22 protein-coding genes and 1 tRNA gene are annotated in these 22,460 nt (G+C 63.8%); 2 read left to right on the top strand and 21 right to left on the bottom strand.

Annotation, left to right across the window (positions count from 1 at the left end; all coding sequences use genetic code 11):
- Positions 1-3: 3 nt before the first annotated feature.
- The 5 genes from Q0C17_RS03510 to Q0C17_RS03490 all read right to left on the bottom strand — a co-directional run bounded on the left by Q0C17_RS03510 (position 4) and on the right by Q0C17_RS03490 (position 4,789).
- Complete coding sequence (locus Q0C17_RS03510) at positions 4-462, bottom strand: DUF1330 domain-containing protein (protein WP_291201382.1); 459 nt, start codon at positions 460-462, stop codon at positions 4-6.
- A 12-nt stretch (positions 463-474) separates the two neighbouring features.
- The gene (locus Q0C17_RS03505; protein ID WP_291201379.1) at positions 475-1,749 is read right to left on the bottom strand and encodes a DsbA family protein; all 1,275 of its coding nucleotides are present in this window, start codon (positions 1,747-1,749) and stop codon (positions 475-477) included.
- Positions 1,750-1,882: 133 nt separating this feature from the next.
- The gene (locus Q0C17_RS03500; protein WP_291201376.1) at positions 1,883-3,637 is read right to left on the bottom strand and encodes an arylsulfatase; all 1,755 of its coding nucleotides are present in this window, start codon (positions 3,635-3,637) and stop codon (positions 1,883-1,885) included.
- A 128-nt stretch (positions 3,638-3,765) separates the two neighbouring features.
- Positions 3,766-4,491 (bottom strand): exopolysaccharide biosynthesis protein, encoded by a 726-nt coding sequence (locus tag Q0C17_RS03495; protein ID WP_291201373.1) that lies wholly within the window; start codon positions 4,489-4,491, stop codon positions 3,766-3,768.
- A 222-nt stretch (positions 4,492-4,713) separates the two neighbouring features.
- A tRNA-Lys gene (locus Q0C17_RS03490) sits at positions 4,714-4,789 on the bottom strand.
- 115 nt (positions 4,790-4,904) lie between these two features.
- On the opposite strand from Q0C17_RS03490, the gene Q0C17_RS03485 reads away from it, so the two are divergent.
- Entirely contained in the window at positions 4,905-5,474 is a 570-nt protein-coding gene (locus Q0C17_RS03485; protein ID WP_291201370.1) for a hypothetical protein, read from the top strand.
- A 5-nt stretch (positions 5,475-5,479) separates the two neighbouring features.
- Here Q0C17_RS03485 and tgt read toward each other — a convergent pair whose 3' ends face one another.
- The 4 genes from tgt to Q0C17_RS03465 all read right to left on the bottom strand — a co-directional run bounded on the left by tgt (position 5,480) and on the right by Q0C17_RS03465 (position 9,311).
- Entirely contained in the window at positions 5,480-6,622 is a 1,143-nt protein-coding gene (gene tgt, locus Q0C17_RS03480) for a tRNA guanosine(34) transglycosylase Tgt (protein ID WP_291201367.1), read from the bottom strand.
- A gap of 46 nt (positions 6,623-6,668) precedes the next feature.
- The gene (locus Q0C17_RS03475) at positions 6,669-7,802 is read right to left on the bottom strand and encodes a serine hydrolase domain-containing protein (protein WP_291201363.1); all 1,134 of its coding nucleotides are present in this window, start codon (positions 7,800-7,802) and stop codon (positions 6,669-6,671) included.
- A 110-nt stretch (positions 7,803-7,912) separates the two neighbouring features.
- Positions 7,913-8,773: a division plane positioning ATPase MipZ gene (locus tag Q0C17_RS03470; protein ID WP_291201361.1), complete on the bottom strand. Its 861-nt coding sequence runs from the start codon at positions 8,771-8,773 to the stop codon at positions 7,913-7,915.
- Between the two features lie 73 nt (positions 8,774-8,846).
- Positions 8,847-9,311 carry a hypothetical protein gene (locus Q0C17_RS03465; protein WP_291201359.1) on the bottom strand — a complete coding sequence of 155 codons (465 nt, stop codon included), beginning with the start codon at positions 9,309-9,311 and terminating at the stop codon, positions 8,847-8,849.
- A 49-nt stretch (positions 9,312-9,360) separates the two neighbouring features.
- Here Q0C17_RS03465 and panC point away from each other — a divergent pair, with 49 nt between their 5' ends.
- Positions 9,361-10,260, top strand: a complete 900-nt coding sequence (gene panC / locus Q0C17_RS03460; RefSeq protein ID WP_366914754.1) for a pantoate--beta-alanine ligase — start codon at positions 9,361-9,363, stop codon at positions 10,258-10,260.
- Here panC and hisC read toward each other — a convergent pair.
- The 12 genes from hisC to Q0C17_RS03400 form a co-directional block, all read right to left on the bottom strand.
- The gene (gene hisC / locus Q0C17_RS03455; protein ID WP_291201356.1) at positions 10,244-11,338 is read right to left on the bottom strand and encodes a histidinol-phosphate transaminase; all 1,095 of its coding nucleotides are present in this window, start codon (positions 11,336-11,338) and stop codon (positions 10,244-10,246) included. The genes panC and hisC overlap by 17 nt on opposite strands.
- A gap of 53 nt (positions 11,339-11,391) precedes the next feature.
- Positions 11,392-12,375: a LacI family DNA-binding transcriptional regulator gene (locus tag Q0C17_RS03450; protein ID WP_291202102.1), complete on the bottom strand. Its 984-nt coding sequence runs from the start codon at positions 12,373-12,375 to the stop codon at positions 11,392-11,394.
- Between the two features lie 134 nt (positions 12,376-12,509).
- Entirely contained in the window at positions 12,510-13,556 is a 1,047-nt protein-coding gene (locus Q0C17_RS03445) for a LysR family transcriptional regulator (RefSeq protein ID WP_291201353.1), read from the bottom strand.
- Positions 13,557-13,626: 70 nt separating this feature from the next.
- Positions 13,627-14,589 (bottom strand): UDP-glucuronic acid decarboxylase family protein, encoded by a 963-nt coding sequence (locus tag Q0C17_RS03440; protein WP_291201350.1) that lies wholly within the window; start codon positions 14,587-14,589, stop codon positions 13,627-13,629.
- Between the two features lie 217 nt (positions 14,590-14,806).
- Positions 14,807-15,796: an alpha/beta hydrolase gene (locus Q0C17_RS03435; RefSeq protein ID WP_291201347.1), complete on the bottom strand. Its 990-nt coding sequence runs from the start codon at positions 15,794-15,796 to the stop codon at positions 14,807-14,809.
- A 9-nt stretch (positions 15,797-15,805) separates the two neighbouring features.
- A complete protein-coding gene (locus tag Q0C17_RS03430; RefSeq protein ID WP_291201344.1) occupies positions 15,806-17,086 on the bottom strand; it encodes a TRAP transporter large permease in 1,281 nt (426 codons plus the stop codon).
- Entirely contained in the window at positions 17,086-17,583 is a 498-nt protein-coding gene (locus tag Q0C17_RS03425) for a TRAP transporter small permease (RefSeq protein WP_291201341.1), read from the bottom strand. The genes Q0C17_RS03430 and Q0C17_RS03425 overlap by 1 nt, the downstream gene beginning before the upstream one ends.
- A complete protein-coding gene (locus Q0C17_RS03420; protein WP_291201338.1) occupies positions 17,583-18,587 on the bottom strand; it encodes a TRAP transporter substrate-binding protein in 1,005 nt (334 codons plus the stop codon). The genes Q0C17_RS03425 and Q0C17_RS03420 overlap by 1 nt, the downstream gene beginning before the upstream one ends.
- Before the next feature lie 43 nt (positions 18,588-18,630).
- The gene (locus Q0C17_RS03415; RefSeq protein ID WP_291201335.1) at positions 18,631-19,626 is read right to left on the bottom strand and encodes a sugar kinase; all 996 of its coding nucleotides are present in this window, start codon (positions 19,624-19,626) and stop codon (positions 18,631-18,633) included.
- 23 nt (positions 19,627-19,649) lie between these two features.
- A complete protein-coding gene (kduD, locus tag Q0C17_RS03410) occupies positions 19,650-20,408 on the bottom strand; it encodes a 2-dehydro-3-deoxy-D-gluconate 5-dehydrogenase KduD (protein ID WP_291201331.1) in 759 nt (252 codons plus the stop codon).
- A 9-nt stretch (positions 20,409-20,417) separates the two neighbouring features.
- Positions 20,418-21,263: a 5-dehydro-4-deoxy-D-glucuronate isomerase gene (gene kduI / locus Q0C17_RS03405; RefSeq protein WP_291201329.1), complete on the bottom strand. Its 846-nt coding sequence runs from the start codon at positions 21,261-21,263 to the stop codon at positions 20,418-20,420.
- Positions 21,264-21,352: 89 nt separating this feature from the next.
- Positions 21,353-22,447, bottom strand: coding sequence for a LacI family DNA-binding transcriptional regulator (locus Q0C17_RS03400; RefSeq protein ID WP_291201326.1), 1,095 nt, complete (start codon positions 22,445-22,447; stop codon positions 21,353-21,355).
- Positions 22,448-22,460 lie beyond the last annotated feature (13 nt).

Here is a 22,460-nt window from a genome sequence, read left to right as displayed (position 1 = left end):
GGGTCAGCCTCCGGCTTTCATGATTTCGAGGAAGGGGGAGGTCATTCCGGTGGCCGGGATGACGGTTTCGATGTTCAGCTGGCCCTTGAGGCCCGCCATGCGGTGGACAGCGATCTCACGCCATTCCTCCGACAAGGACATGCGCACCATGGAGGCACGGTCGGGATACATGGCGATGGCGATTTCGTCCCAGAGTTCCTCGACCTGACCGAGGGCGAGGAAGGTGACGTCGCCCGCGAAGAGGCCCCGGCCGCCGAACTTCGGCAGCAGCTCGGTGACGGCGCGGCCGTAGATCATGTAGGCGTCTCGTCCCGACAGGTCGCAGGGGCGGCCATCGTCATACTCCGCCTTGTCCTTGAACTTCAGCAGGTTGACCATGAAGATCGGACCATCAGGTCCCTTCTCCATCATCGCCTTGAAGCGCTCGGGATCAGTTGGGAAAACTTCGTTCAATACCTGCATGTCAATTCCTCCTCAGGCGGATGATCCGGCCTGTCGTTTCAGTTCTTCCTCGATGACCCAGAGGCGGTCTTGCCCCCAGGTGATGACCTCGCCGACGCGGAAACTGGGCACGCCCCAGACACCGAGCGACATCATCTCTGCGCGGTTGGCTTCGGCTTCGGCGCGCCAGGTGTCGGATTCCAGTTGCTGGCGCGCGGCGCTCCAGTTCAGACCGGCGGCTTCGACGATCTGCTTCAGGCCGGTATCGGTACCGGCGTCGATGCCCTGCGACCAGACGCCGGAGAGAAAGGCGTGGCAGAATTCGTAGCCGCGCCCCTGCCCGCGAGCCCAGGGGAGAATTGAATAGCCGCGCTCGACGGGTTTGCCGACGGGATCGACGATTCTGCCGAAGGGGACGCCGAGGCGGCGGGCTTCGCGGGCGGTATCAAGTGAGATGTAGCGGCGCTTCATTTGCGGAACCGGCAGGCCGCGCATCACCATCGGCAACACGTAGCGCAGCTTGAGTTCGGCGCCATAGGCATCGGCAAGCGCCTTTGCGCGCGCGGCGGCAATGTATGTGTACGGACTTCTGAAGGAGAGGTAGTAGTGCAGCTCCAGCGGCTTTGCAGGGCGTGCGCTACCGTACGGCGCGACCGGCGGCGGGAAAATCAGCGCATCGCCCGTGCCGGGCCTGCGGGCGCCGAGTTCGGTTAGGCGGGCTTCGAGAAAGTGGAGCCGGTCGATGCCCCAATACCATTCGCCGCCATAGTGGAGCGTGCCGCTGAGATAATGGCCGAGTTCCTCGCGCAAGGCGCTGCCCGCCGCAAGATCGACGGCGCCTGCCGAACCACCGAGCGTGCCGGCCCAGAGCTGGTCGCCGATGCGGGGCGCGTCTGTCAGGAATGTGCCTGCCCTGATGGCGGCGGCGAGTTGCAGATTGGCGCGCTGGACGAGATCAGGTGCGGGCTGGGCGCCAGGATCCGTGAAGCGGAGACCGGCCCGGCGGGCGAGACGCGCGCCATCCACGCGGGCGTAGGTCTCCAGTTGCGCGCGTTCCGGCGCGGCCCAATCTGCGGGCGGGCCGGCGAGGTGGACCTGCAGCGTGATGTCATAGCGCGCCGCAAAATCAGCGAGCACCTGGGCGGCAAGATGAGAATACGGGTCGGCGGCCTCGTGGAAGTAATCGACGGTGTGAAGCGCCGCCGCTGCGATGCGCCGGGATTCTCGCGTGGCCCTGATGCGTTTCAGTCTTTTTTCGCCGGTCAGGTTCGCCGCGATGCGCGATACCAGCAGGGTTTTCAGGGACATGTGGCGACGCTCCCGGTGAAGAGCCTGGGCCCGCAGCCGATGGGCTGGATTGCATCACGGGCCATCAGAAAACTCGCTCCTTCCTGCAAAACGAACATTATGGCATTTTAAGTGCCATAATATCCGGGAATGCTCAAGCCCCCCGCTTGCGGCGGCGCCACAGCAGGATTGCGCCGCCAATGAGCGCGAAAAGCGCAAGCCCGCCGCCGATCAGCCAGGGACCGTAACGCGCCTGCTGGCGGGCGAGCGAATGACGCGTGACCTCGTCGATCGAGTTATAGCCTTCGGGCACCTCAAGCACGCCGACGCGGCGGCTGTAGGCAGCGTACTCGGCGAGCAGGTCTTGGCGGATGGCGGGCAGAGCCTCGCTGAGATCGGCCGTCTCACCCGGATCCTTCGACAGATCGTAAAGGCGCCAGAGCGCGTCGCCGTGGGGCAGCTGGTTGCGGGTCAGCTTGTAGTCGCCCTTGATGACGGCAGCATTGCCGGAGACTTCGATGACAATGGCATCGTTAGGCCCGTGCGCCGCCTCGACCTCACCGCGCAGGAGCGGCAGGAGGCTGCGACCAGTCATCGGCTTTGCGCCTTCAAGGTCTGCCGGCGCGCCGGCGAGCGCGATCAGGGTCGGCGCAACATCGGTGACGAACGCGCGCGCATCGATGCGGGCGCCCTTCCTGAGGCCCGCGCCGGACATAATGAACGGCACGCGGATGCCGCCTTCAGAGCCGAGGAATTTGAACTTGTCATGCGGCGAAGCGGCAGCCATCGCCCATTCGGGACCGATGAAGGCCCAGCTGCCCTTCTCGCCGATGCCGTCGATATTCATGTGATAGCCATTCATATCCATCCAGAATTTGAGGCGCGGGTCCGTATCGCCGCGCGAGGGCTCGGGACCGTTGTCGGACGTGATGACGAAGATCGTGTTGTCGAACTGGCCACTGGATTTCAGGTGGTCGACAAGGCGGCCGATATGGTGGTCCATCGCCTCGAGCATGCCCGCGTTGACTTGCATGCGGGCAGCGTAAAGTTGCTGTTCCCCAGGGGGCAGAGAATCCCAGGGTCGGAAGTTTTCCGGCATCGGCGCAAGCGCAGCATCGGCCGGCACGTATCCGCGCGCCTTCGCGCGCTCCCAGCGGGCCTTTCGCGTTACGTCCCAACCCGCATCATAGACGCCGGCATAGTTGGCGGTGAATTCGGGCGGCGCCTGCAGCGGAATATGGACTGCCATGAAAGCCATGTAGGCGAAGAAGGGTTCCTTCGCGTCGCCTTCGTCCAGATAGCTCATCATCTTGTCGACGATGAATTCGGAAGAGTAGAAGTCGTCCGGCAACTTGGCGGCGACGTCATTTTCGTACCACGGCGCTTCGGCGTAGTAGGGCATGTAGGACTTGTCTTCCCAGTTGTCCGCGCCAGATGCGTCGAGCGCGAAGGACCGGTCGAATCCGTGGGCTTTCGGCAGGTCGCCTTTGCCGCTGCCGAGGTGCCACTTGCCGGTCATCAGCGTACGATAACCCATTGGCTTCAAACGTTCAGCGAGCGTGGCGACGCCAGGCTCGAGACGCATCGTGTAGCCGGGCTGGCCTTCGTGCTCCTTCGGCAGGACTTCCGGGATGGTGGCGACGCCGGTCAAGTGGTTATCCATGCCGGTGAGCAGCATGGCGCGCGAGGGCGAGCAGAGCGGCGAGGAATAATAGCGCGTGAACAGCGCGCCTTGTCCGGCAAGCGCGTCGATGTTCGGTGTACGCGCTTCCCCGCCATATGCGCCGAGGTCCATGAAAGCGGCGTCGTCGATGACCATGACCACGAAGTTTGGCGGTGCGCCGGTCTGTGCTGCTGCGCTGCCACAGGCCAGGAGACCTAGGCTGATGGCCGTAACCAGACTGCGCATGCGAGGTCCCCCAGATGTCCGGTGCTGGCGCGGGGGCAGTTTGCCCGCTCTTCCCACGCAGATTCAATTGACAGGCATGGCGCCGATACCTGCGCGGATCAAGATGCAGAAGGGTATTTTACGTGGGATCAGCCGCCGCCGAAGAAGCGGCCGATCTGCTGGCTCACGAAATCAACCGCTGCAAAGCCGAGCGTGAACACGAAGATGCTGTAGAGGACGCCCAGCGTGCTTCCGATGATGGCAAGGACGCCGTCGCGTTCGATCATGGCCAGCGCAATGAGCGCGACCGCGACGCCGGGCGCACCGTTCGTGCCGGGCCCCGGGATAGCGATGATCGCGGCACATACGAGCATCACCACCGCCAGCACGGGTTCTGCCCCCCGGCCTGCAAGGAACTTCAGGCGCGGACGCGTTAGCTTCTCGACCCGGCGAAGCCACGGAACGGCAGCCCGCGTCATCTTGCGGAACGTGTCCATGGTGATCGTCTGTGTACGGATGCGGCGCGGCAGCCAGGGGCGGCGCTGGCCGGCCACCATCTGCAGGCACAGCAGTGCGATCGGCAGGGCGGCGGCCGAGTTGATGCCGACGAGGAAAGGGATCAGCGCCGGAATAGCGAACAGCAGGATGAGCATGCCGAAAGCACGCTCTTCGAGGGCATCGACAATCGCGCCGATGGAAATCTCGGTCTCATCTGCGAGTACGGAAATCTGAGTGAGGATGTCTGACGCTGAACCGTGCAGCGCGTCCACTTCGCGCGCCGCCGGGTTATCATACTCTGGGAGGACCTGGGGCGAGGCCTCCGGCGACTCGGGTTCCGGGCCCCGCTCGCTTTCCGCATCCGAAAGGCTAGACATCAGTCCACGACCCGTGAAGGTCCCTGTTGCCCAGAATGGCCAGGCACCAGATGACACTCTGGGTCCCCCGCGGACGATGGCCGGGCAGCGCGATCAGTTCCAAGGCAGCACCTACGCTTTTGCAAGACTCCCGTAAAGCACGAGAACAAGAATATCATGTAGGCTTGAAGCGGGATTGTGGCAGGGTTTGGATGACGCAGACCACGGCGACAGCGTTGGAATTGGTGTGCCCAGCAGGATTCGAACCTGCGACCTACTGATTAAAAGTCAGTTGCTCTACCGACTGAGCTATGGGCACGACCGGACGGCCTGAATCGACCGAAGGGGCCATTTAGGCTGCGCAAAGGTGCCGGTCAACCGCTACCTGCATGGCGTGGGTTGATGGCCTTCACTTTTTGTCGTTCCCTTTAATTATGAAGGTATTTCTGTTCGCTCTCGCCGCCCTCTGCGCCGTTTCGGCCTGCTCCAGCCGCAACACGTCCTCCGCCAACAGTGCAGTGACCCAGACACGGGACGGATTCGCCGATGCCGCTACGGCGCCGCTGGAGGACCTGAACCTGAGGCGGGACCAGATCCCGCCCCTGCTGGCTCGGCTGAGCAACCCCTACGACTTGCCGCCGGAAATCACCTGCGACGAGATCATCAGCATGATCCAGGACCTGGACGGGGTGCTCGGACCAGACTGGGACACGTCCAACCCCGACGAGCGGCTGAGCACGGAAAAGCTGGCAGATGAAGCCGCCGAGGCGGCGCTCGGCGCCGTCGAAACCGGCGTGACAGGCTGGATCCCCTATCGCGGCTTGCTACGCGAGGCGACCGGCGCGGCGGGGCACATGCGCAAGTATAATCAGGCCTACAAGATCGGTGCGCAGCGGCGGACTTACCTCAAGGGGATCGGACTGGCGATGCAGTGCGACCTGCCGGCGAGGCCGGACTTCGACGCCATCGCTGCCGAGAGCGACGGCCGGATCATCTACAAGTAGGCAGGTCAGCCAGCCGCTTCGCGCGGGCCGGACCTGGTTGGTGCCCACGCGGCGGCGAGCCTTGCTCTGAGCGCTTCGAACCTGCCTTCGGCGATCGCGGCGCGGATTTCCTGCATCAGCGCCTGGAAGAAGGCCGTATTGTGCCAGGAGAGGACCATGGGACCGAGGTATTCCCCGGCCTTGAAAAGATGATGCAGGTAAGCGCGCGAGAATTCGCGGCTGGCCGGACTGTCGACGGCTTCGTCCAGCGGCGCGAGGTCTTCGGCGAACTTCGCATTCGTAACGTTGATCGGGCCGTCCCAGGTCCAGGCCTGACCATGGCGGCCGGAGCGCGTGGGCAACACGCAATCGAACATGTCGATTCCGCGCGCGACGCATTCGACGAGGTCAATGGGTTTGCCGACGCCCATGACATAGCGCGGCAGTTGCAGTGGAAGATGGGGCACGGTGAAGTCGATCGTATCGCACATCTGCTGGTGGCCCTCGCCGACTGCGAGACCGCCGAGCGCGATGCCGCCGAAGCCCTGCCCGACGACGCCCTTGGCCGAGCGCTCCCGCAGCGCCGGGAAGTTCGAGCCCTGCACAATGCCGAACAGTGTTTGCGCCTCGCGATGACCGAAGGCATCAAGGCTGCGCTCGCCCCAGCGCAGCGAGAGTTCGAGGCTGCGCTCGGCCTCCTGCGCGGTGCAGGGAAAGTTTGTGCACTCGTCTAGCTGCATAGATATGTCGGCGCCCAGCAGATCGGCCTGGATCTCGATTGAGCGGGCGGGCGTCAGCCGATGGGTAGAGCCGTCGATATGGCTCTGGAATGTGACACCGTCGGGATCCATCTTGCGCAGCTGCGCCAGCGACCAGACCTGGAAGCCGCCCGAGTCAGTGAGCATCGGGCCGGACCATTTGGCGAAGGCGTGCAGGCCGCCGAGCCTCTTCACGCGCTCGGCGCCGGGACGAAGCATCAGGTGATAGGTGTTGCCGAGGATGATGTCGGCGCCGGCCGACTTCACCTGATCCATGTAAAGAGCCTTCACCGTGCCGGCTGTGCCGACCGGCATAAAGGCGGGCGTGCGGATGTCGCCGCGCGGCGTGCGCAGGCGGCCCGTGCGTGCCCTGCCTTCGGTTGCGCTTATTTCAAACGAAAAGGTCGCCATGGGGGCGGCCTATAGGACGGAGGCTAAGCCAAGCCAAGCACCGGATTCAGGACGCCATAGCGCCCCAGGCCGCCATCAGCACCGCGAAGGCGCGCATATCGCCGGTTGTCGTGGGGGCCATCTTGTTCATGGCGTAGGCATAAGTGGCGTGGGCGTCCATGTCGTTGACGACGAGGGAGCCGCCATACCCGCCCCAGTAGATGGTGTTCGGGTTCGGGAAAGGGACCATGCCGCCCGCAAGGCCGAAGCCCATGCCATAGCGAACCGGAATGCCGAGAATGAGGTCCGTGCCTTCGATCTGCAGCTCCAGAGCGCGGCGGCAGCCAGCCTCAGACAGGATCTGCTTGCCGCCTGCCGCACCCCCGGTCGCGAGGATAGACTGCACGGCTGCAACCGAGCGGGCATTGCCCGTGCCGCCAGCTGCCGGGATTTCGGCGCCTCGCCAGGCGCGTGTGCGCGTGTCCAGCGGATTGATTGGCGGATTGCTGGACATGTTGGTGACGAGTTCGTCGGCCGAGCCATTGCCGAGCGTACCGCTGGCCGGCGGCGGGGTGAGATCGGCCACGCGGTGATCCTCCGTAGACGGAAGACCGATGTGGAAGTCTGCACCGATGGGTTCGGCGATCTCCTTCGCGAACAGTTTGCCGACCGTCTGACCGGCTACACGGCGGATGACTTCGCCGACAAGGTAGCCCTGCGTCATGGCGTGGTAGCCAGGCGCAGTGCCGGGCTTCCAGTAAGGCGCCTGCGCGGCGAGGAGGCTGGTGGCCTTCTCCCAGTCGTAGAGATCTTCGCGCACCAGCGGCTCTTTCCAGCCGGAAAGACCGGCGGAGTGGCTCATAAGGTGGGCCACCGTGACATCCGCTTTGCCGTTGGCGGCGAACTCCGGCCAGTATTTCGCAACGGGCGCAGCAAAATCGAGCGCGCCCTTGTCAGCGAGGTAGAGCGCGGTGAGCGCGGTCATCGTCTTGGTCGTCGAGTAGACGTTGACGATGGTGTCCTTTTCCCACGGCTTCATCTGTGCCTCGTCGGCATAGCCCGCCCAGATATCGACGACCGGCTTGCCGTCCAGCATCATGCAGAAGCTCGCGCCGTTTTCCTGCACGCCGTCGAAGTTGGATTCGAACGCGGCGCGCACACCGTCAAAGCGCGGCTCCACGTGGCCCTGGCTTTTGGTCATCGCAAACTCCTCCCGGTGGGCGCCGCCCCTTTTTGGGATCATGCTGCGCGCCGCGAGGTGCTAATCCCGGGGCCGGAAAGTGGCAAGGGCGAGAGCAGGCTGACCCAGCGTCAAAAGGTTATTTCGACGCCGGCGAGTTCAGGCAGCTGGAGCACGATCACGAGATCGCGCAGCTCCTGGCGGGCGGCCTTGTGGCTCATCGTGAAGGCGACGTTGGACGACGTCTCGCTGAGGTCGAGCAGCGTCAGGCCGGCCGGGAAAAGCTCGCGGTAGATGACGCGCTCGGAGAGGCCGGGCGCGAGGCGAAAGCCAATACGCTTGGACAGGTTTTCCAGGGCGCCGCCGACGCGTTCCTTGTTGCGGGCCGCGAGCGGCGACATACGGTTGCGCATCACGACCCAGTCGATCGGGCGGCGTGACGTCTGCGCCTTTTTCTTGCGGCAGGTCCAGACCATTTCGGAATAGAAACTGGGGCGCAGGACTTCGAGCGTCTGCGGGTTCACGTCGCCGAGGAGATCGAAGTCCACGAAGCTGTCGTTCAGCGGCGTGATCAGCGTGTCGGCATACATGTGGGCGAGGCGCGACAGGAAGGTGTCACCGCCGGGGGCGTCGATGATGATGAAATCGCATTCGCGCTTCAGACGCGCGAGCGAGGCGAGGAAACGCTCGCTTTCCTCGGCTTCGGCCTTGTCGAGGTCGCGCTCCTGGCTGGCATCGACGCGGACGATTTCCGGCATCGTGAGCTTGGCACTGGTGTTCTGCATCCAGCGGGTGCGGTTTTCGAGATATCGGGTGAGCGAGCGCTGGCGCACGTCGAGATCGATGACGCCAACCTTCTTGCCGATGCAGAGCAGCGCGACGCTGAGGTGGATCGAGACGGTGGACTTGCCTGCCCCACCCTTCTCGTTGCCGATGACGATCACGCGGGCTTCAGCCTGCTGGGTGATGTCGGCCAAGCCGGTCCGGCTCATGGTAGACATCCCGTCGGCGGGCATGAATCCTACTCCACAATCTGCTCAGCACGAGGCCGGCTAAACCAACAAATCACGCAACGCGTGGAAGTGATTCAATAGTCGCGGAGGGTTTCTGAAGTGTTAGGGTGCTTTCGATGAAGAGGTCATCTTCATCGAATGCCACAACATTCGTGAGCACCGGCGCGGGGGCGGAAATCTCGTCGAAGAGCGCCGTATCCAGCGAAACTGCGGAGGCCGCCATCGGGACGTACTCTTCCTCGGCGTGCAGCGGCATCTTTGTCAGGTTCGACAGGACGGCGCGCAGGCTGGCCAGAGCGCCTGAAGCGCGGCCGTATTCCTGGTCAAGCATATAGGCTTCGGATGAGATCGCCGCGTGCTGACGGTCGAACATCCAGTCGTCGTTCAGATCCTCTGGTTCGGCGCCGCTGCGCAAGGCTTCCGGCTCGCGAACACTGATGTTTGCCCGGCGAAGGCCCAGCTTTACGGCCCCGAACATGGCCAGCGAACGAACGGTGTTAACGATGCGGTGTGTCATGACTTGGAAATTCCGGCCTATGGGTTAACAACCCGTTTACAACAGCCTGATGCGGGACGGGAGCAAAGTGAATTCCACGACAGAAAAGACGTTGACCGTGGTGCGCACCCGTGTGGCCTTGCAGCAACAGGTGCGTGCCTGGAAAGCCGCAGGTGAGACAGTCGGATTCGTGCCCACCATGGGGGCCCTCCATGCGGGCCATATCTCGCTCGTTGAAAAAGCGAAGGAAAACGTCAGCCGCACGATCACAAGCATATTCGTTAATCCGACGCAGTTCGCGCCGGGTGAGGATTTCGAGACATACCCGAGGCGGGAAGAGGACGACCTTGCGTTGCTGACGGCCGCCGGGTGCGATCTCGTTTATTTGCCGACTGTTGCAGAAATGTATCCCGATGGTTCGGTCACGGACGTTCGGGTGAACGGTATGTCGGACTTGCTGGACGGTATCTACCGGCCGCACTTTTTCTATGGTGTGGCAACGGTGGTGGCCCGCCTCTTCCTCCACGTACAGCCAGACGTCGCTGTGTTTGGCGAGAAGGATTACCAGCAATTGCAGATCATCCGGCGGATGGCGCGCGATCTGGGATTCCCGATTCGCATAATCGGCGGCGAGACCAAACGGGATGCGGATGGGCTCGCGCAGTCATCGCGCAACCTTTACCTTTCGGCGGATGAGCGGCGCACAGCGGGCGCGATGTTCGCCGCGCTGCACCGGGCGTCGGTGCGCCTGGCCCTGGGGGGCCTGCCCGGCGATGTGCGCGCTGAGGCCGAGGCACATCTCAGGCGCGCGGGGTTCCGAAGCGTGGACTACGTCGCGCTGGTCGACCCTGCGACCTTGCTGGCGCTGCCCGATGATGCACCGATTATCCCGAAAAGCGAGGCGCGCCTGCTCGGCGCCGCTTGGCTGGGCCGCACGCGGCTGATCGACAATATCAGTGTGATGCGGTGAAGGTTTTCAGCGCGTCGAGGCAACGGGTATTGTCGTGCGCGCTGCCGACCGTGATGCGAAGTTTGGACGGAAGGCCGTAGCCACCGATTGCACGCACGAGGATAGCGTTGTCTTTCAGGTGCTGGTGGGCGGCAGCGGCGCGCGCGCCAGAGCCGAACTCGCAGACCACGAAGTTTGCGTGCGAGACCGGCGTCGGCAGACCCATGGCGTTCAGGGCGTCGATCATCGTGGCCCGCCAGGCGGTATTGTGGTCGCGCGACATCTTGAGAAAGGCGTCGTCCCCGACGCTCGCGATGCCGGCTTCGACCGCAAGCGTGTTGACGTTGAACGGGCCGCGGATGCGCTGGAATGTCTCGGCCACCGGCTTCGGCATGTAGGCCCAGCCGAGGCGGAGGGCAGCGAGCCCATAGATCTTCGAGAAGGTGCGCATCATCACAGTCGTATCGCGCCGGTCGACAAGGTCGCGCAGCGCGGCTTCGTAATCCGGGCCGAGATACTCCGAATACGCACCATCGACAACGAACAGCACATGCGGCGGCAGCGCGTCCTGCAGCGCCTTCAGGGACGCCAGCGGCAGCATTGTGCCGGTCGGGTTGTTTGGGTTGGCCAGAAACAGGATTCTCGTTTTCGGCGATACCGCCCCGAGAATAGAATTCACCCCCGCGGTCATGTCGGTCTCGGGCGCCTTGATGGCGGCGGCGCCGTGCGCGCGCGCGGAGACCTCGTACATCGAAAAGGCGTGCTCCGTGAACAGCACCTCGTCGCCGGGGCCTGCATAACACTGGGTGAGCAGGTGGATGATTTCGTCCGAACCGGCAGATGTAACGACGCGGGCGGCGTCAGCGATGCCCTTCGCCCGGGCAATGGCTTCGCGCAGCGCGGTGTAGTCGGGGTCCGGATAGACCTGCAGACCCTCGCCCGCCGCCTTGCGGATAGCCTCGACGGCCAGCGGACTCGGCCCGAACGGATTCTCGTTGGAAGCGAGCATCGCTACCGGGCCGGAGGCCCCATGCAGCTTACCGCCCGGGACATAAGCCTTGGTGTTCGTGATGTGGTCGAGAGGCTTGATCGTGTTCATCGTCGGCGCGCTTACACCAATCGGGGCGCGGCGGGAATGGCGCCGCACCGGGTTCAGGGGCTGCGGGGCGCGGTGGTTTCGCGCACCACTATCCGATGCGGCAGGACGTGGGCCGCCTGAGGCTCTGCCTCACCCTTCCCCAGGAGGATACCAGTCGCCTGCGCCGCCATCTCGCGGATGGGCTGGTAGATGGTGGTCAGCGATGGCACGAGCACTGAAGCAAGCGGGGTATCGTCGAATCCGGCGACCGACAGGTCCTGCGGCACGCGGAGGCCCCTGCGATAGGCCACGGCGAGGACGGCGGCCGCCATGTCGTCATTGCTGGCGAAGATGGCGGTGGGCGGCGTCCGGGCCGCGAGCAGCGCCTCGGCGGCCTTGAGGCCGGAATCGAAGTGGAAATTGCCGATGGCCATATGTGCCGGATCGAGGTGAAGCCCGTGGCGGCCGAGCGCAGCGCGGAATCCGGTCTCACGCAGGCGGGCCTGGGGATGATCCGGCGGACCGGCAATAAAGCCGATCTGCCGATGGCCGAGGGAGACCAGATGGTCGGTCATTTCGCCGGCGGCAAGTTCGTCGTCCATGCTGACATGGCCCGCCTCACCGTGTGACGCGAACGGTGCGAGCCTTACAAAGGGAATGCCGGCCTCCGTCAGGCGCAGCAGGATGGCCTGGTCTTCCGTCAGCGGGGGCACCAGGATAACGCCGGCCAGATTCGGCTCGCCGCGCAGGGAGACGAGGCTGTCCAGGCCGCCGCCGGCCTCCTCGAAGATGGCGTTGAAGCCTTCGACATTACACCGTTGCAGCACACCGATCTGGATCTCGCTGGTGTAGTTGCGGGAGGGATTTGAATAGTAGACCGCGATCAGCCGGCTCTGCGCGGCCCGAAGGTTGCGCGCGTAGGGGTTTGCCCGGTAGCCGAGCGCCCGCGCCGCTTCCAGCACGCGCTGGCGCGTCGGTTCGCGAACATTCGGTTCGCCGTTCAGGACGCGGCTGACCGTCTTGAACGACACGCCCGCTTCACGAGCAACGTCGACGATAGTCGCGGGCCGGCGGTCGTGCGTGTCGATGGCGAGTTCCCCATGGCGAAGGTCCCCGCGGCAAGGCCGGGACCGGATCAGCCATACCTTATGGCCTCGGCCCGCCGGGGCAAGCCTTCTCGGAAGGGCGGGCGTCAGCCTTCGCGGCGTGTGCTCGGCCGGATTTCGGTGACTTTCGCCTGATAGTCGCGCGGATGGACGAACTCGTCACTGAACCAGATGGCTTCGGGAGACTCGAATAACTTGCGGATCCAGTCGATCAGCAGTTTGCCCTGCGGCAACCGCCGGACGCGCTCTGTATAGGTGATCCAGAACCTGACCGGCGCGAGTTCCGGAAGCTCAAGCGGCACGAGGCGCTTGTCGAGCAGGGACATGTAGGACGGAAGAATGCCGATCCCGCCGCCGCGCGCGCAGGTCTCAACGATGGCGGTGCCGGAATTGGTAATGAAGGCGAAGTCGACCATGCGGCGGTATTCGGACATCCGCGGGGCCCAGCGCTCGACCTGGTTGGCATAGGACGAGTGCAGGATGCAGCGGTGCTTGTGGTACTCGTGCAGGTTCTCGGGCCGGCCGAATTCGGCGAGATAGTCCTTTGAGGCGAAACCGACATAGTGCTGGACACCCAGCTTGTGCGCGATGACGTCCGGCTGGCGGTGTTCTGAAAAACTGATTGCAATGTCGTTGCCGCCGGCATGCACGTCCGGGGTCTCATCAGTGACGTTCATCCGGATCTGGACATTCGGATGGTCACGGTGGAACTGCGACAGGCGCGGCGCGATCCAGTACGGCCCAAGCCCGTCCCCTGTGCAAAGCGTGATCGAGCCGGAAATGGCCGCGCCCGACGGCGCCGTTTCCCGGCGCAGGGCTTCAGCCGATTCCGCCATGGTGTTTACATATCGGAGAACCTGTTTACCCACCTCCGTCAGCGTGACGCCCCGGGTCGAGCGCAGGAAAACCTGCGTTTCGAGGCTGCGTTCCAGGTCGTCTATCTTGCGGCTGATTGTGGGCGGCGACTCACCCAGACGGGCCGCAGCCGCGCTCATGCTGGACAGCTCGGCAACAACACGGAAAACGCGAAGCGTATCCCAATCCAGACGGTCAATCGACATGAAAGCCCACTCGGTTTTGCCCGCAACGGGCGCAAGCTCGAACGCGGGCAGGTCTGAGCCTGACGTCTGCATCCGTCAACTCAAAAATGTAGATGACGCGGTGTCATCTACATGTGGTTGACCTTTTCAGACCCGGGGCCGGCTATTCAGCAGCAAGCTTTTTGGACAGCATGGCGTCGAAGTAGGTGATGGTCTTGGTCAGGCCATCGCGAAGCTGGACCTTGGGCTCCCAACCGAGGATTTCCCGGGCCTTGTCGATGTTCGGCTGACGCTGCTTCGGGTCGTCCTGCGGCAGAGGCAGGAAGACGAGCTTCGACTTCGAGCCCGTCAGGTCGATGACCTGCTCGGCCAGCTGCCGGATCGTGAACTCGCCCGGGTTGCCGATGTTGATCGGGCCGGTGATGTGGTCCGGAGAGTCCATCAGGCCGATCAGGCCGCGCACGAGGTCGTCGACATAGCAGAAGCTGCGCGTCTGCTGGCCGTCGCCGTAGAGGGTGATGTCCTCGCCCCTGAGGGCCTGGACGATGAAGTTCGACACCACGCGGCCGTCATTCGGATGCATCCGGGGCCCGTAAGTGTTGAAGATGCGGGCGACCTTGATGCGCAGCTTGTGCTGGCGGTGATAGTCGAAGAACAGCGTTTCGGCGCAGCGCTTGCCTTCGTCATAGCAGGAGCGCGGGCCGATCGGGTTGACGTTGCCCCAGTACTCCTCGGGCTGCGGGTGAACGGCGGGGTCACCGTACACTTCCGAGGTCGACGCCTGCAGGATCTTCGCCTTCACGCGCTTGGCGAGGCCGAGCATGTTGATGGCGCCGTGAACGCTGGTCTTGGTCGTCTGGACGGGGTCGAACTGGTAATGGATAGGGCTCGCCGGGCACGCCATGTTGAAGATCTCGTCGACCTCCACATAGAGCGGGAAGCAGACGTCATGGCGCATCAGTTCGAAGCGCGGATGGTTCAGCAGGTGCGCGACATTGGTGCGCGTGCCGGTGAAGAAGTTGTCCGCGCAGATGACGTTGGCGCCCGCTTCGAGCAGGCGCTCGCACAGGAATGACCCGATGAAGCCGGCCCCGCCGGTGATCAGGATGCGACGCTCGAGGTGCATGGAAAGTGTCCTTTAACTGTACCGGCGGCTGGAAACGCCCTTGTCGCGGCAAATCCTGCAAGAAGCGTGCAAGACTCGGTGAAAATTCGCCTTATAGGATATGGCACACAACTCAACCTGTTGGAAAACCGGGCTATACAGGCCGTTGGGGCGGTCCTTGAGCGGGGCGATGCCAGCACCGGGGCCGGGCCGCGGCGCGGGCCGGTCCCTGCCTGGTTCAGCCGATTGAGGACAAGAACAGGCCTTTGTCACGCCCCCAGCGGGTAACCATGCCTGGCCAGTCTTCGAGCGGCGTGCCGGCAATGCCCCTGAGGCCGAATCCGTGCCCACCGGCTTCGAACACGTGCAGCGCCGCAGGTACCTCCGCCCGCCGTAGCGCTTCATACAGGACCAGCGCATTTTCGACCGGCACCGCCGCGTCATCGGCCGCATGCATCAGGAAGAGCGGCGGCATGTCTGGCCGAATGCGGTGTTCGAGGGACCAGGCGGCCTCCTGTTCTGGGGTTGGATCAGATCCGATAAGGTTGAGGCGAGAGCCCTCATGGGCAAACGGCCGCGCCATCGTCGCGACCGGGTAGACAAGCACGACCCCGTCAGGACGTGCGGAGGAAGAATCGACGACATCCTGCGGCGCGTGGATCGGCGCATCGAAGCCGGTCGCGAGCAGGCCGGCAAGATGCCCGCCGGCCGAAAAGCCAATGACGGTGACCCGCGCCGGATCGATCCCGTCCGCGGCCGCGCGAGCCCGAATCAGCCGGACAGCGCGCTGCGCATCCTGCAGCGGCGCGCTGGCGCCGGCGGCCCACCCCTGATGGGGCAAGCGGTAACGCAGCACATAGACCGTTGCGCCCTGTCCGCCAAAATGCCGGGCGCCTTCAAAACCTTCCTTATCGACGACGACCCATTTGTAGCCCCCGCCCGGAATGACCAGGATTGCAGAACCGTCCGGGACAGTTGGACGGAAGATCGACAGACTGGGCGCCGTCACTTCATGCGCTGCACGGTCCAGCAGTCCGAAGGGATTGTCGCGGTGGACGATCTGCTCCGAAAGTCCCGGCGGCACACCGCCCGGCGGCCCCTCGGACCAGAGGAAGACTACCTCATCCGGCATGGACAACTTGTCCGTATTCGGAGCAACCGGGGATACGCAGCCACTGAGGCCCGCGGCGGCCAGCGACAAGAGGACGGCGCGTCGGCGCAGCTTCATCACCCTGCCCTATTTGAACGCAGCCGGGAGGGCGAGCGACAGGGCGGGGATGTAGGTGACCAGCATCAGAGACAGAACGAGCGCGAGATAGAACGGCCAGATCGACCTGACGGCCTTCTCGATCGGCAGGCCGCCGACGGCAGAGCTGACGAACAGGACAGAACCCACCGGCGGCGTGACAAGGCCGATGCCGAGGTTCAGCATCATGATGATGCCGAAATGGACCGGATCGACCCCGACTTCCATCACCACGGGCAGAAGGATCGGCGTGGTGATCACGATCAGGGGCGACATGTCCATGAAGGTGCCGAGCACGAGCAGCATGATGTTGATGATCAGCAGCACGAGTAGCGGATTGCGCGTGATCGAGGTGATCAGGTCTGCCAGCTGCGCCGGCGCTTCGAGTACCGCGAGCGCGTAACCGAAGGCTGTCGCCGCACCGATAATCAGCAGCACCATCGCGGTGACCTTGACAGACTGCATGGCGGCTTCAGCAAAGCGGCTCCAGCCAAGGGAGCGATAGACGAAGGCGCCAACGAGGATCGTGTAGATGACGGCGATGGCGGAAGACTCGGTAGCGGTGAAGATGCCCGACAGGATGCCGCCCATGATAATGACGGCGGCCATCAGGCCAGGCACGGCGAAGAACACTGCCCGTGCGAAGGCGCGCCAGCCCGGGAAAGCGCCGCGCCCATAGCCTCGCTTCACGGCGACAAACCAGGTGACCATGCCGAGGATGATGGCCGTGACGATCCCCGGTACGACCCCGGCGAGGAACAGGTCGCCGATGGGCACACCGATGCCAGAGGCCGCCGAGTAGATGATCATGTTGTGTGATGGCGGAATGAGCAGGCCGACGATGGCGGCGGTCGCCGTGACGTTCACGGCATAGTCTGCGTCATAGCCCTTCTGCTTCATCAGCGGCATCAGTGTGGAGCCCATCGCCGAGGCGCAGGCAATCGCCGAGCCGGAAACGGCACCAAACATCGTGGACGCGCCGACATTGACGAGGCCGAGGCCGCCGCGCGTGCGCCCGAGCATGGCTTCCGCGACTTCGACAAGTCGCTGCGCAATGCCGGATCGGTACATCAGATCGCCCGCAAAGATGAAAAACGGAATGGCCATCAGCGAGAAGACGCTGACGCCGGCCGCGAGGCGCTGAAAGACGACGACGAGCGGGATATCCATCACGAGGAAGGTGGCGATGGAGGCGCCGAGCAGCGAGAAGGCGACCGGCACGCCGAGCGCGAGCAGACCGAACAGGACGAGCATCAGGACAGCGAGTTCCATCAGGTACCCACCTCTTCTGTCAGGGATTTCGGAAACAGCACTTCGAGCATCCGCTCGCCCGCGAACAGGACCATCAGCGCGCCGGAGAGTGGCAAGCCGAGATAAGCAAGGCCGCGGGAAATGCCGAGCGACGGGATGACGTGCTGCCATGTCAGCAACACGAGTTCACCGCCCCATATCAGCATGGCGCCGCCGCAGGCAGCGACGACGAGATTGGAGCTGAACTGCATCACCCGCCGCAGGCCTGGCGAGACCGCCTCTTCCAGCGCGACGATGCGGATGTGGAACCCCTGGCGCACCCCCGCAGCGGCGGCGAGCGCGACATACCAGATCATCAGCGTAAGGGCGGCTTCTTCCGACCAGGAGGGTGTCGAGTTCAGCACATAGCGGCCGAACACCTGCCAGCCGACAATCGCGGTCATCAGCACGATGCCGAACGCCGCGACCTTGACCAGAAGGTCGGCGAGCAGATGAGTTACGCGGGCAAGACGTTCCATTATTCGGCCTCCGCCATGTCTTCGATCTGCTGCACGATGCGGCGCTGGTCATCCGTTACGATGTACCTGTCCCAGACCGGGCGCATCGCGGCGGCGAAGGCGGCGGGATCGGTAATCTCGTTCACCTTCACGCCCGCGGCGAGCAGTTTGGAACGCGCGGCGTCGACGCGCCTGTCCCACAATGTCCGCATGAAGGGTACCGACTCCCGCGCTGCCTTTCGCACTTCGGCCTGATCTTCCGGCGTGAGCTTGTCCCACCGGCGGCGCGACATCACGAGCACTTCCGGCGCAATCACGTGCTGCGTGAGGCTGTAATAGGTCGCAACTTCGAAATGCCGACCGGATTCGTAGGAGGGCCAGTTGTTCTCAGCCCCGTCGATCACGCCCTGTACGAGGGACTGATAGACTTCCGAGATGCTCATGGGCGTGGCATCCGCGCCGAGCGCCTTGACCATGGCGATGTAGAGATCGGAGTTCGGTACTCGGATCTTCAGGCCCTTCATGTCTGCGGGCGTGTAGATCGGACGTTTGGTGTTATAGAAATTTCGGTCGCCGCTGTCATAGAAACAGAGGCCAATCAGTCCATGGCGGGTCAGCGATTCAAGGATTTCGTCGCCCACGGCGCTGTCGAGCGCCCGGCGCATGTGATTGTTCGAGCGGAACAGGAAGGGTAGCGCCGGGATAGTCGTCATCGGCTCGATGGAATTGAGCGGCGCGAGATTGACGCGGTTCATGTCGAGGCCGCCAAAGACCGTGATCTCCAGCGTGTCGCGCTCCGAGCCGAGTTGGCCGCCTGCATAGGTCTTCACATCAAGCCGACCGTTCGTCCGTTCCCGCAGGAGGCGCGCCATTTCATCGACTGCCTGGACGGTGGGGTAGTCGGCAGGATGCGTATCCGAGGACAGGAAGGCCCGCCCGTCAGCGCGGCCGCAGGCTGAGAGCGCACCGGCTGCGGCGCCGGCAATCAGCACGTTGCGACGGCTGATGCCGCCTCCATCTGACATTCGCGAAGGCTTCATTTCGCCACCTGTTTTCCGATCACCGGGATCACCGGCGCACGTCGAGACTGCCGCCTGCCATGGCAGCTTCCACTTCCGCGACGGAGACGCGGTTGAAGTCACCCGGGATCGAGTGCTTCAACGCGCCGGCCGCAACGGCAAAATCAATCGTGTACTGCTGATCCCGGCCCGTGATCAGTCCGTGCAGGGCGCCGGCCGCAAAGGCATCGCCGCCGCCGATCCGGTCGATCACGCCTGGCAGTTCATGGACCGGCGATATCCGGCGCGCGTCGCGTGTGACGAGTTCGCCGGCAATGGCCTGGTCTTCCACGGAGGATTGCTGACGCGTCGTCGCGGCGATAGTCCTCAGGCGGGGGAAGGCTGCAAATGCGGCTTCGAACGCCCCTTCCCGGCTTTCGAACCGCGCCTTGAGGATCAGCGCAATATCGCGCTCGTTGATGAAGGCGTAGGTGGCGGAGGCGAGAATTTCCCGCAGAATCGCCGGGCCGTCGCCGTCCCAAGCTTCCCAGAGGAGCGCGCGGTAATTGCCATCGAACGACACGGGCACACCCGCTGCGTTAGCGGCTTTCACGGCGCGGATCGCCGCCTCGGCGGCATTGGGACCAATGGCGGGCGTGACGCCCGATATATGAAAAAGGTCTGTTCCCGGAAAGATGTCTGCCCAATCCAGCGCATTCGGCGCAGCCTCGGCAAAGGCGGACCCGGCGCGGTCATACGTAATGCCGGAGGGCCGGCGCACGGCGCCGGGCTCGAGGAAATAGAGGCCCATTCGCTTCGAGGAGCGCAGCACGTGGCCGGTGGCGACATTGTGGCGGCGCAGCTCGCCCAGCGCGGCCGAGCCCAGCGGGTTGGCGGCCACCACGCTGGCGAACGCCACGTCGTGGCCAAAATTCGCAAGCGACACGGCGACATTTGCCTCCGCCCCGCCGACACAGACATCGAAGGCATGGGACTGAAGCAGCCGTTCACTTCCTGGCGCTGTGAAGCGCAGCAGCAATTCGCCGAAACACACTACCCGCGCCATGCCGCTGCCCCTCCCTTCCCGATCTACCGTGCGAGCCAGCCGCCGTCGACGGCCAGGACAGTGCCATGCACATAGTCCGACGCGCCGGACGCAAGGAACACGGCCGCGCCTGAAAGATCGGACGGCTGCCCCCAGCGGCCTGCCGGAATGCGGCCGAGGATTTCGGTATTGCGCTTTTCGTCCGCCCTCAGAGCATCGGTATTGTTGGTCGCGAAATAGCCGGGCGCGATCGCGTTGACGTTGATGCCGTGTTTGGCCCACTCGTTGGCAAGGAGCTTGGTGAGGCCCGCGATGCCGCTCTTGGACGCCGTGTAGCTCGCCACCCGGATGCCGCCCTGGAAAGAGAGCATGGAAGCGATGTTGATGATCTTGCCGCCTTCTCCGGAAGATACCATCGACCGCGCCACGGCCTGAGACAGAAAGAAGACGGACTTCAGGTTCACGTCCATCACTTCGTCCCAATCAGACTCGGTGAAGTCGAGCGCGTCGTTGCGTTTGATCGTGCCGGCGTTATTGACGAGGATGTTTATGGGCCCGAAGGCGGACTCTGCTTTCGCAGCCACGTCACCCGCAATTGCCGGTTTCGAGAAATCTGCAGGCACAAAAGCAAACTTGCGCCCCAGCGCTTTCACCGCTTTTTCGGTATCAGATGGTGTGGAACGTCCCGCCGCGACAATATCCGCGCCCGCAGCGGCGAGCCCGACGGCGAGCCCCTGCCCGAGGCCGGTATTTGCGCCGGTGACAAGCGCCACCTTGCCCATGAGATCAAATGCCGACGCCATCGCCTGCCCCTATTTCAGCTGGCAGATGTCAAGTACGTTCATGTCGGTATAGTCCAGGTTCTCCCCGCCCATCGCCCAGATGAACGCATAGCTCTTGGTGCCGGAGCCCATGTGGATAGACCAGGGCGGCGAGATCACCGCTTCGTCATTGTTCATTACCAGATGGCGCGCCTTGTCCGGCTCGCCCATGAAATGGAAGACGCGGTCATTGTCGCCCAGGCCGAAATAGAAATATACTTCCGAGCGGCGGTCATGCAGGTGCGGCGGCATCGTGTTCCAGACGGAGCCGGTGTCCAGGATCGTCAGACCAAGGAGCAGCTGACAGGACTTGGCCGTCGCCGGAACGATATACTGGTAGATCACCCGCTTGTTGCTTTCGGCCAGCGAGCCGCGCTCCAGCGGCACGGCTTTCTCAACCGACAGCTTCACCGTTTCGTAGCGCACGTGCGCAGGTGTAGAAACAAGGTAATACTTCGCCGGCGACTTGGGGTCGCTCGAGGCGAACTCTACCTTTGAGCCCATCGGCACATAGAGCCCGTCCCGCGGCGCCATGGAGTGGGCGACCCCGTCGACCGTCACTGTGCCGGCGCCTGCGCCGACATTGACTATTCCGAGTTCGCGCCGTTCGAGGAAGGGTTTGCCAGCGGCAGACGCCGGTTCAGTCTGGTCAGGCAGGGCTATCTTGCCCTTCACCGGCATCGCGCCGCCGATCACCATCCGCTCGTTGTGAGAATAGTTGAGCTTCACCGCATCGGCCTCAAACAGGCCGGCGACGATATACCGGGCGCGCAGGTCGTCGTTCGAGGCGCCTTCCATCATGTCGGGATGGGTGGCGTGGAAAGTTTTCTCGAACATAGGTGCTCCCTGCGTTTCTTGATTTTGGTAACCGGTGTCATATCAACTCGGCAAATGAACCGCAAGCGACTTGTCGGCACTCTTTCCGGTTAGCCAGCTTTCGGCGGCGGCGCCGCAGAATCGCGCACCACGATTTCCGGCGAGAAGCTGATGGTCTCGGCAGGCGCCTTGCCGGCGGCCTGGTCCAGCAAGAGTTTCGCGGCCGCCCTGCCCATCTCGCGGATCGGCAGGCGCACGGTCGTGAGGGCCGGCCAGAGTCGGCCAGCAATCGGTGTATCGTCAAACCCGACAATCGAGATGTCTTCCGGTATGCGCAGGCCCGCTTTCCGGACAGCGACATAAGCGCCGGTAGCCATTTCATCATTGCCAGCGAACACGGCCGTCGGCCGGCGCTTGGCATAGATCAGACGCTCCATCGCCTGCAGGCCCGAGTCGAAGGTGTAGCCGGCTTCGGCAATCAGATCGGCTGGAAGGCTGCGCCCCGATTCGCCAAGGCCGCGAACAAAACCGCTGCGCCGCTCATGCGCGGACCGAAAGGATTCAGGCCCCTGGATGTGGGCAATATCCACATGCCCCAGAGCGCAGAGGTGCCGGGCGGCTTGAGCTGCCCCTTCGGCATCATGCGTCCGGATCATGCGCGCAGGGGTGTCGAGTTCGACCGACGCGATACGCACATAGTCGACCTCATGCTCGCGCAACATGTCGACCAGCTCCTCATCCTCGGAAACCGAGGGCGGCAGGATCAGACCGAACGGCTTGTGCTGCTGGATGAAGGAGCGCAGCCTGTGCCAGTAGTTCGCGTCGGCCCGGTTTACGGGACGCAGCACGAGCTGGAAGTCCGTCTCCTCGAGCCCGTCCAGAATGCCGCGCTGCATGTTGACCACGTATTGCGGGCTCGGATTGTCATAGACCATGCCGACGAGGAACGAGCGGCGCAGCGCCAGTGCGCGGGCCTGCGGATCCGGCGTGAACCCCAGCTCCGCGATGATCACTTTTACCAGATGGCGCGTGCGCGGCTTTACCAGCGGGCTCTCGTTGATCACCCGAGAGACGGTCTTCTTCGAAACCTTCGCGATGCGGGCGATGTCGTTGATCGTCGCGCGCCCTGTCTGACGGAAGGCGGCCGCTTCGCGCAGGGCATCTGCGATTTCGGCTTCTTGGTCGGTGTCAGGGAGGTCGGTCACAAAAGGCCCTTGA

It is taken from the genome of Hyphomonas sp. (genome assembly GCF_022844445.1).
GTDB lineage: Bacteria > Pseudomonadota > Alphaproteobacteria > Caulobacterales > Hyphomonadaceae > Hyphomonas.
The sequence above is the reverse complement of the archived record's forward strand: the minus strand, read 5'-3'. Positions and strand labels throughout refer to the sequence as shown.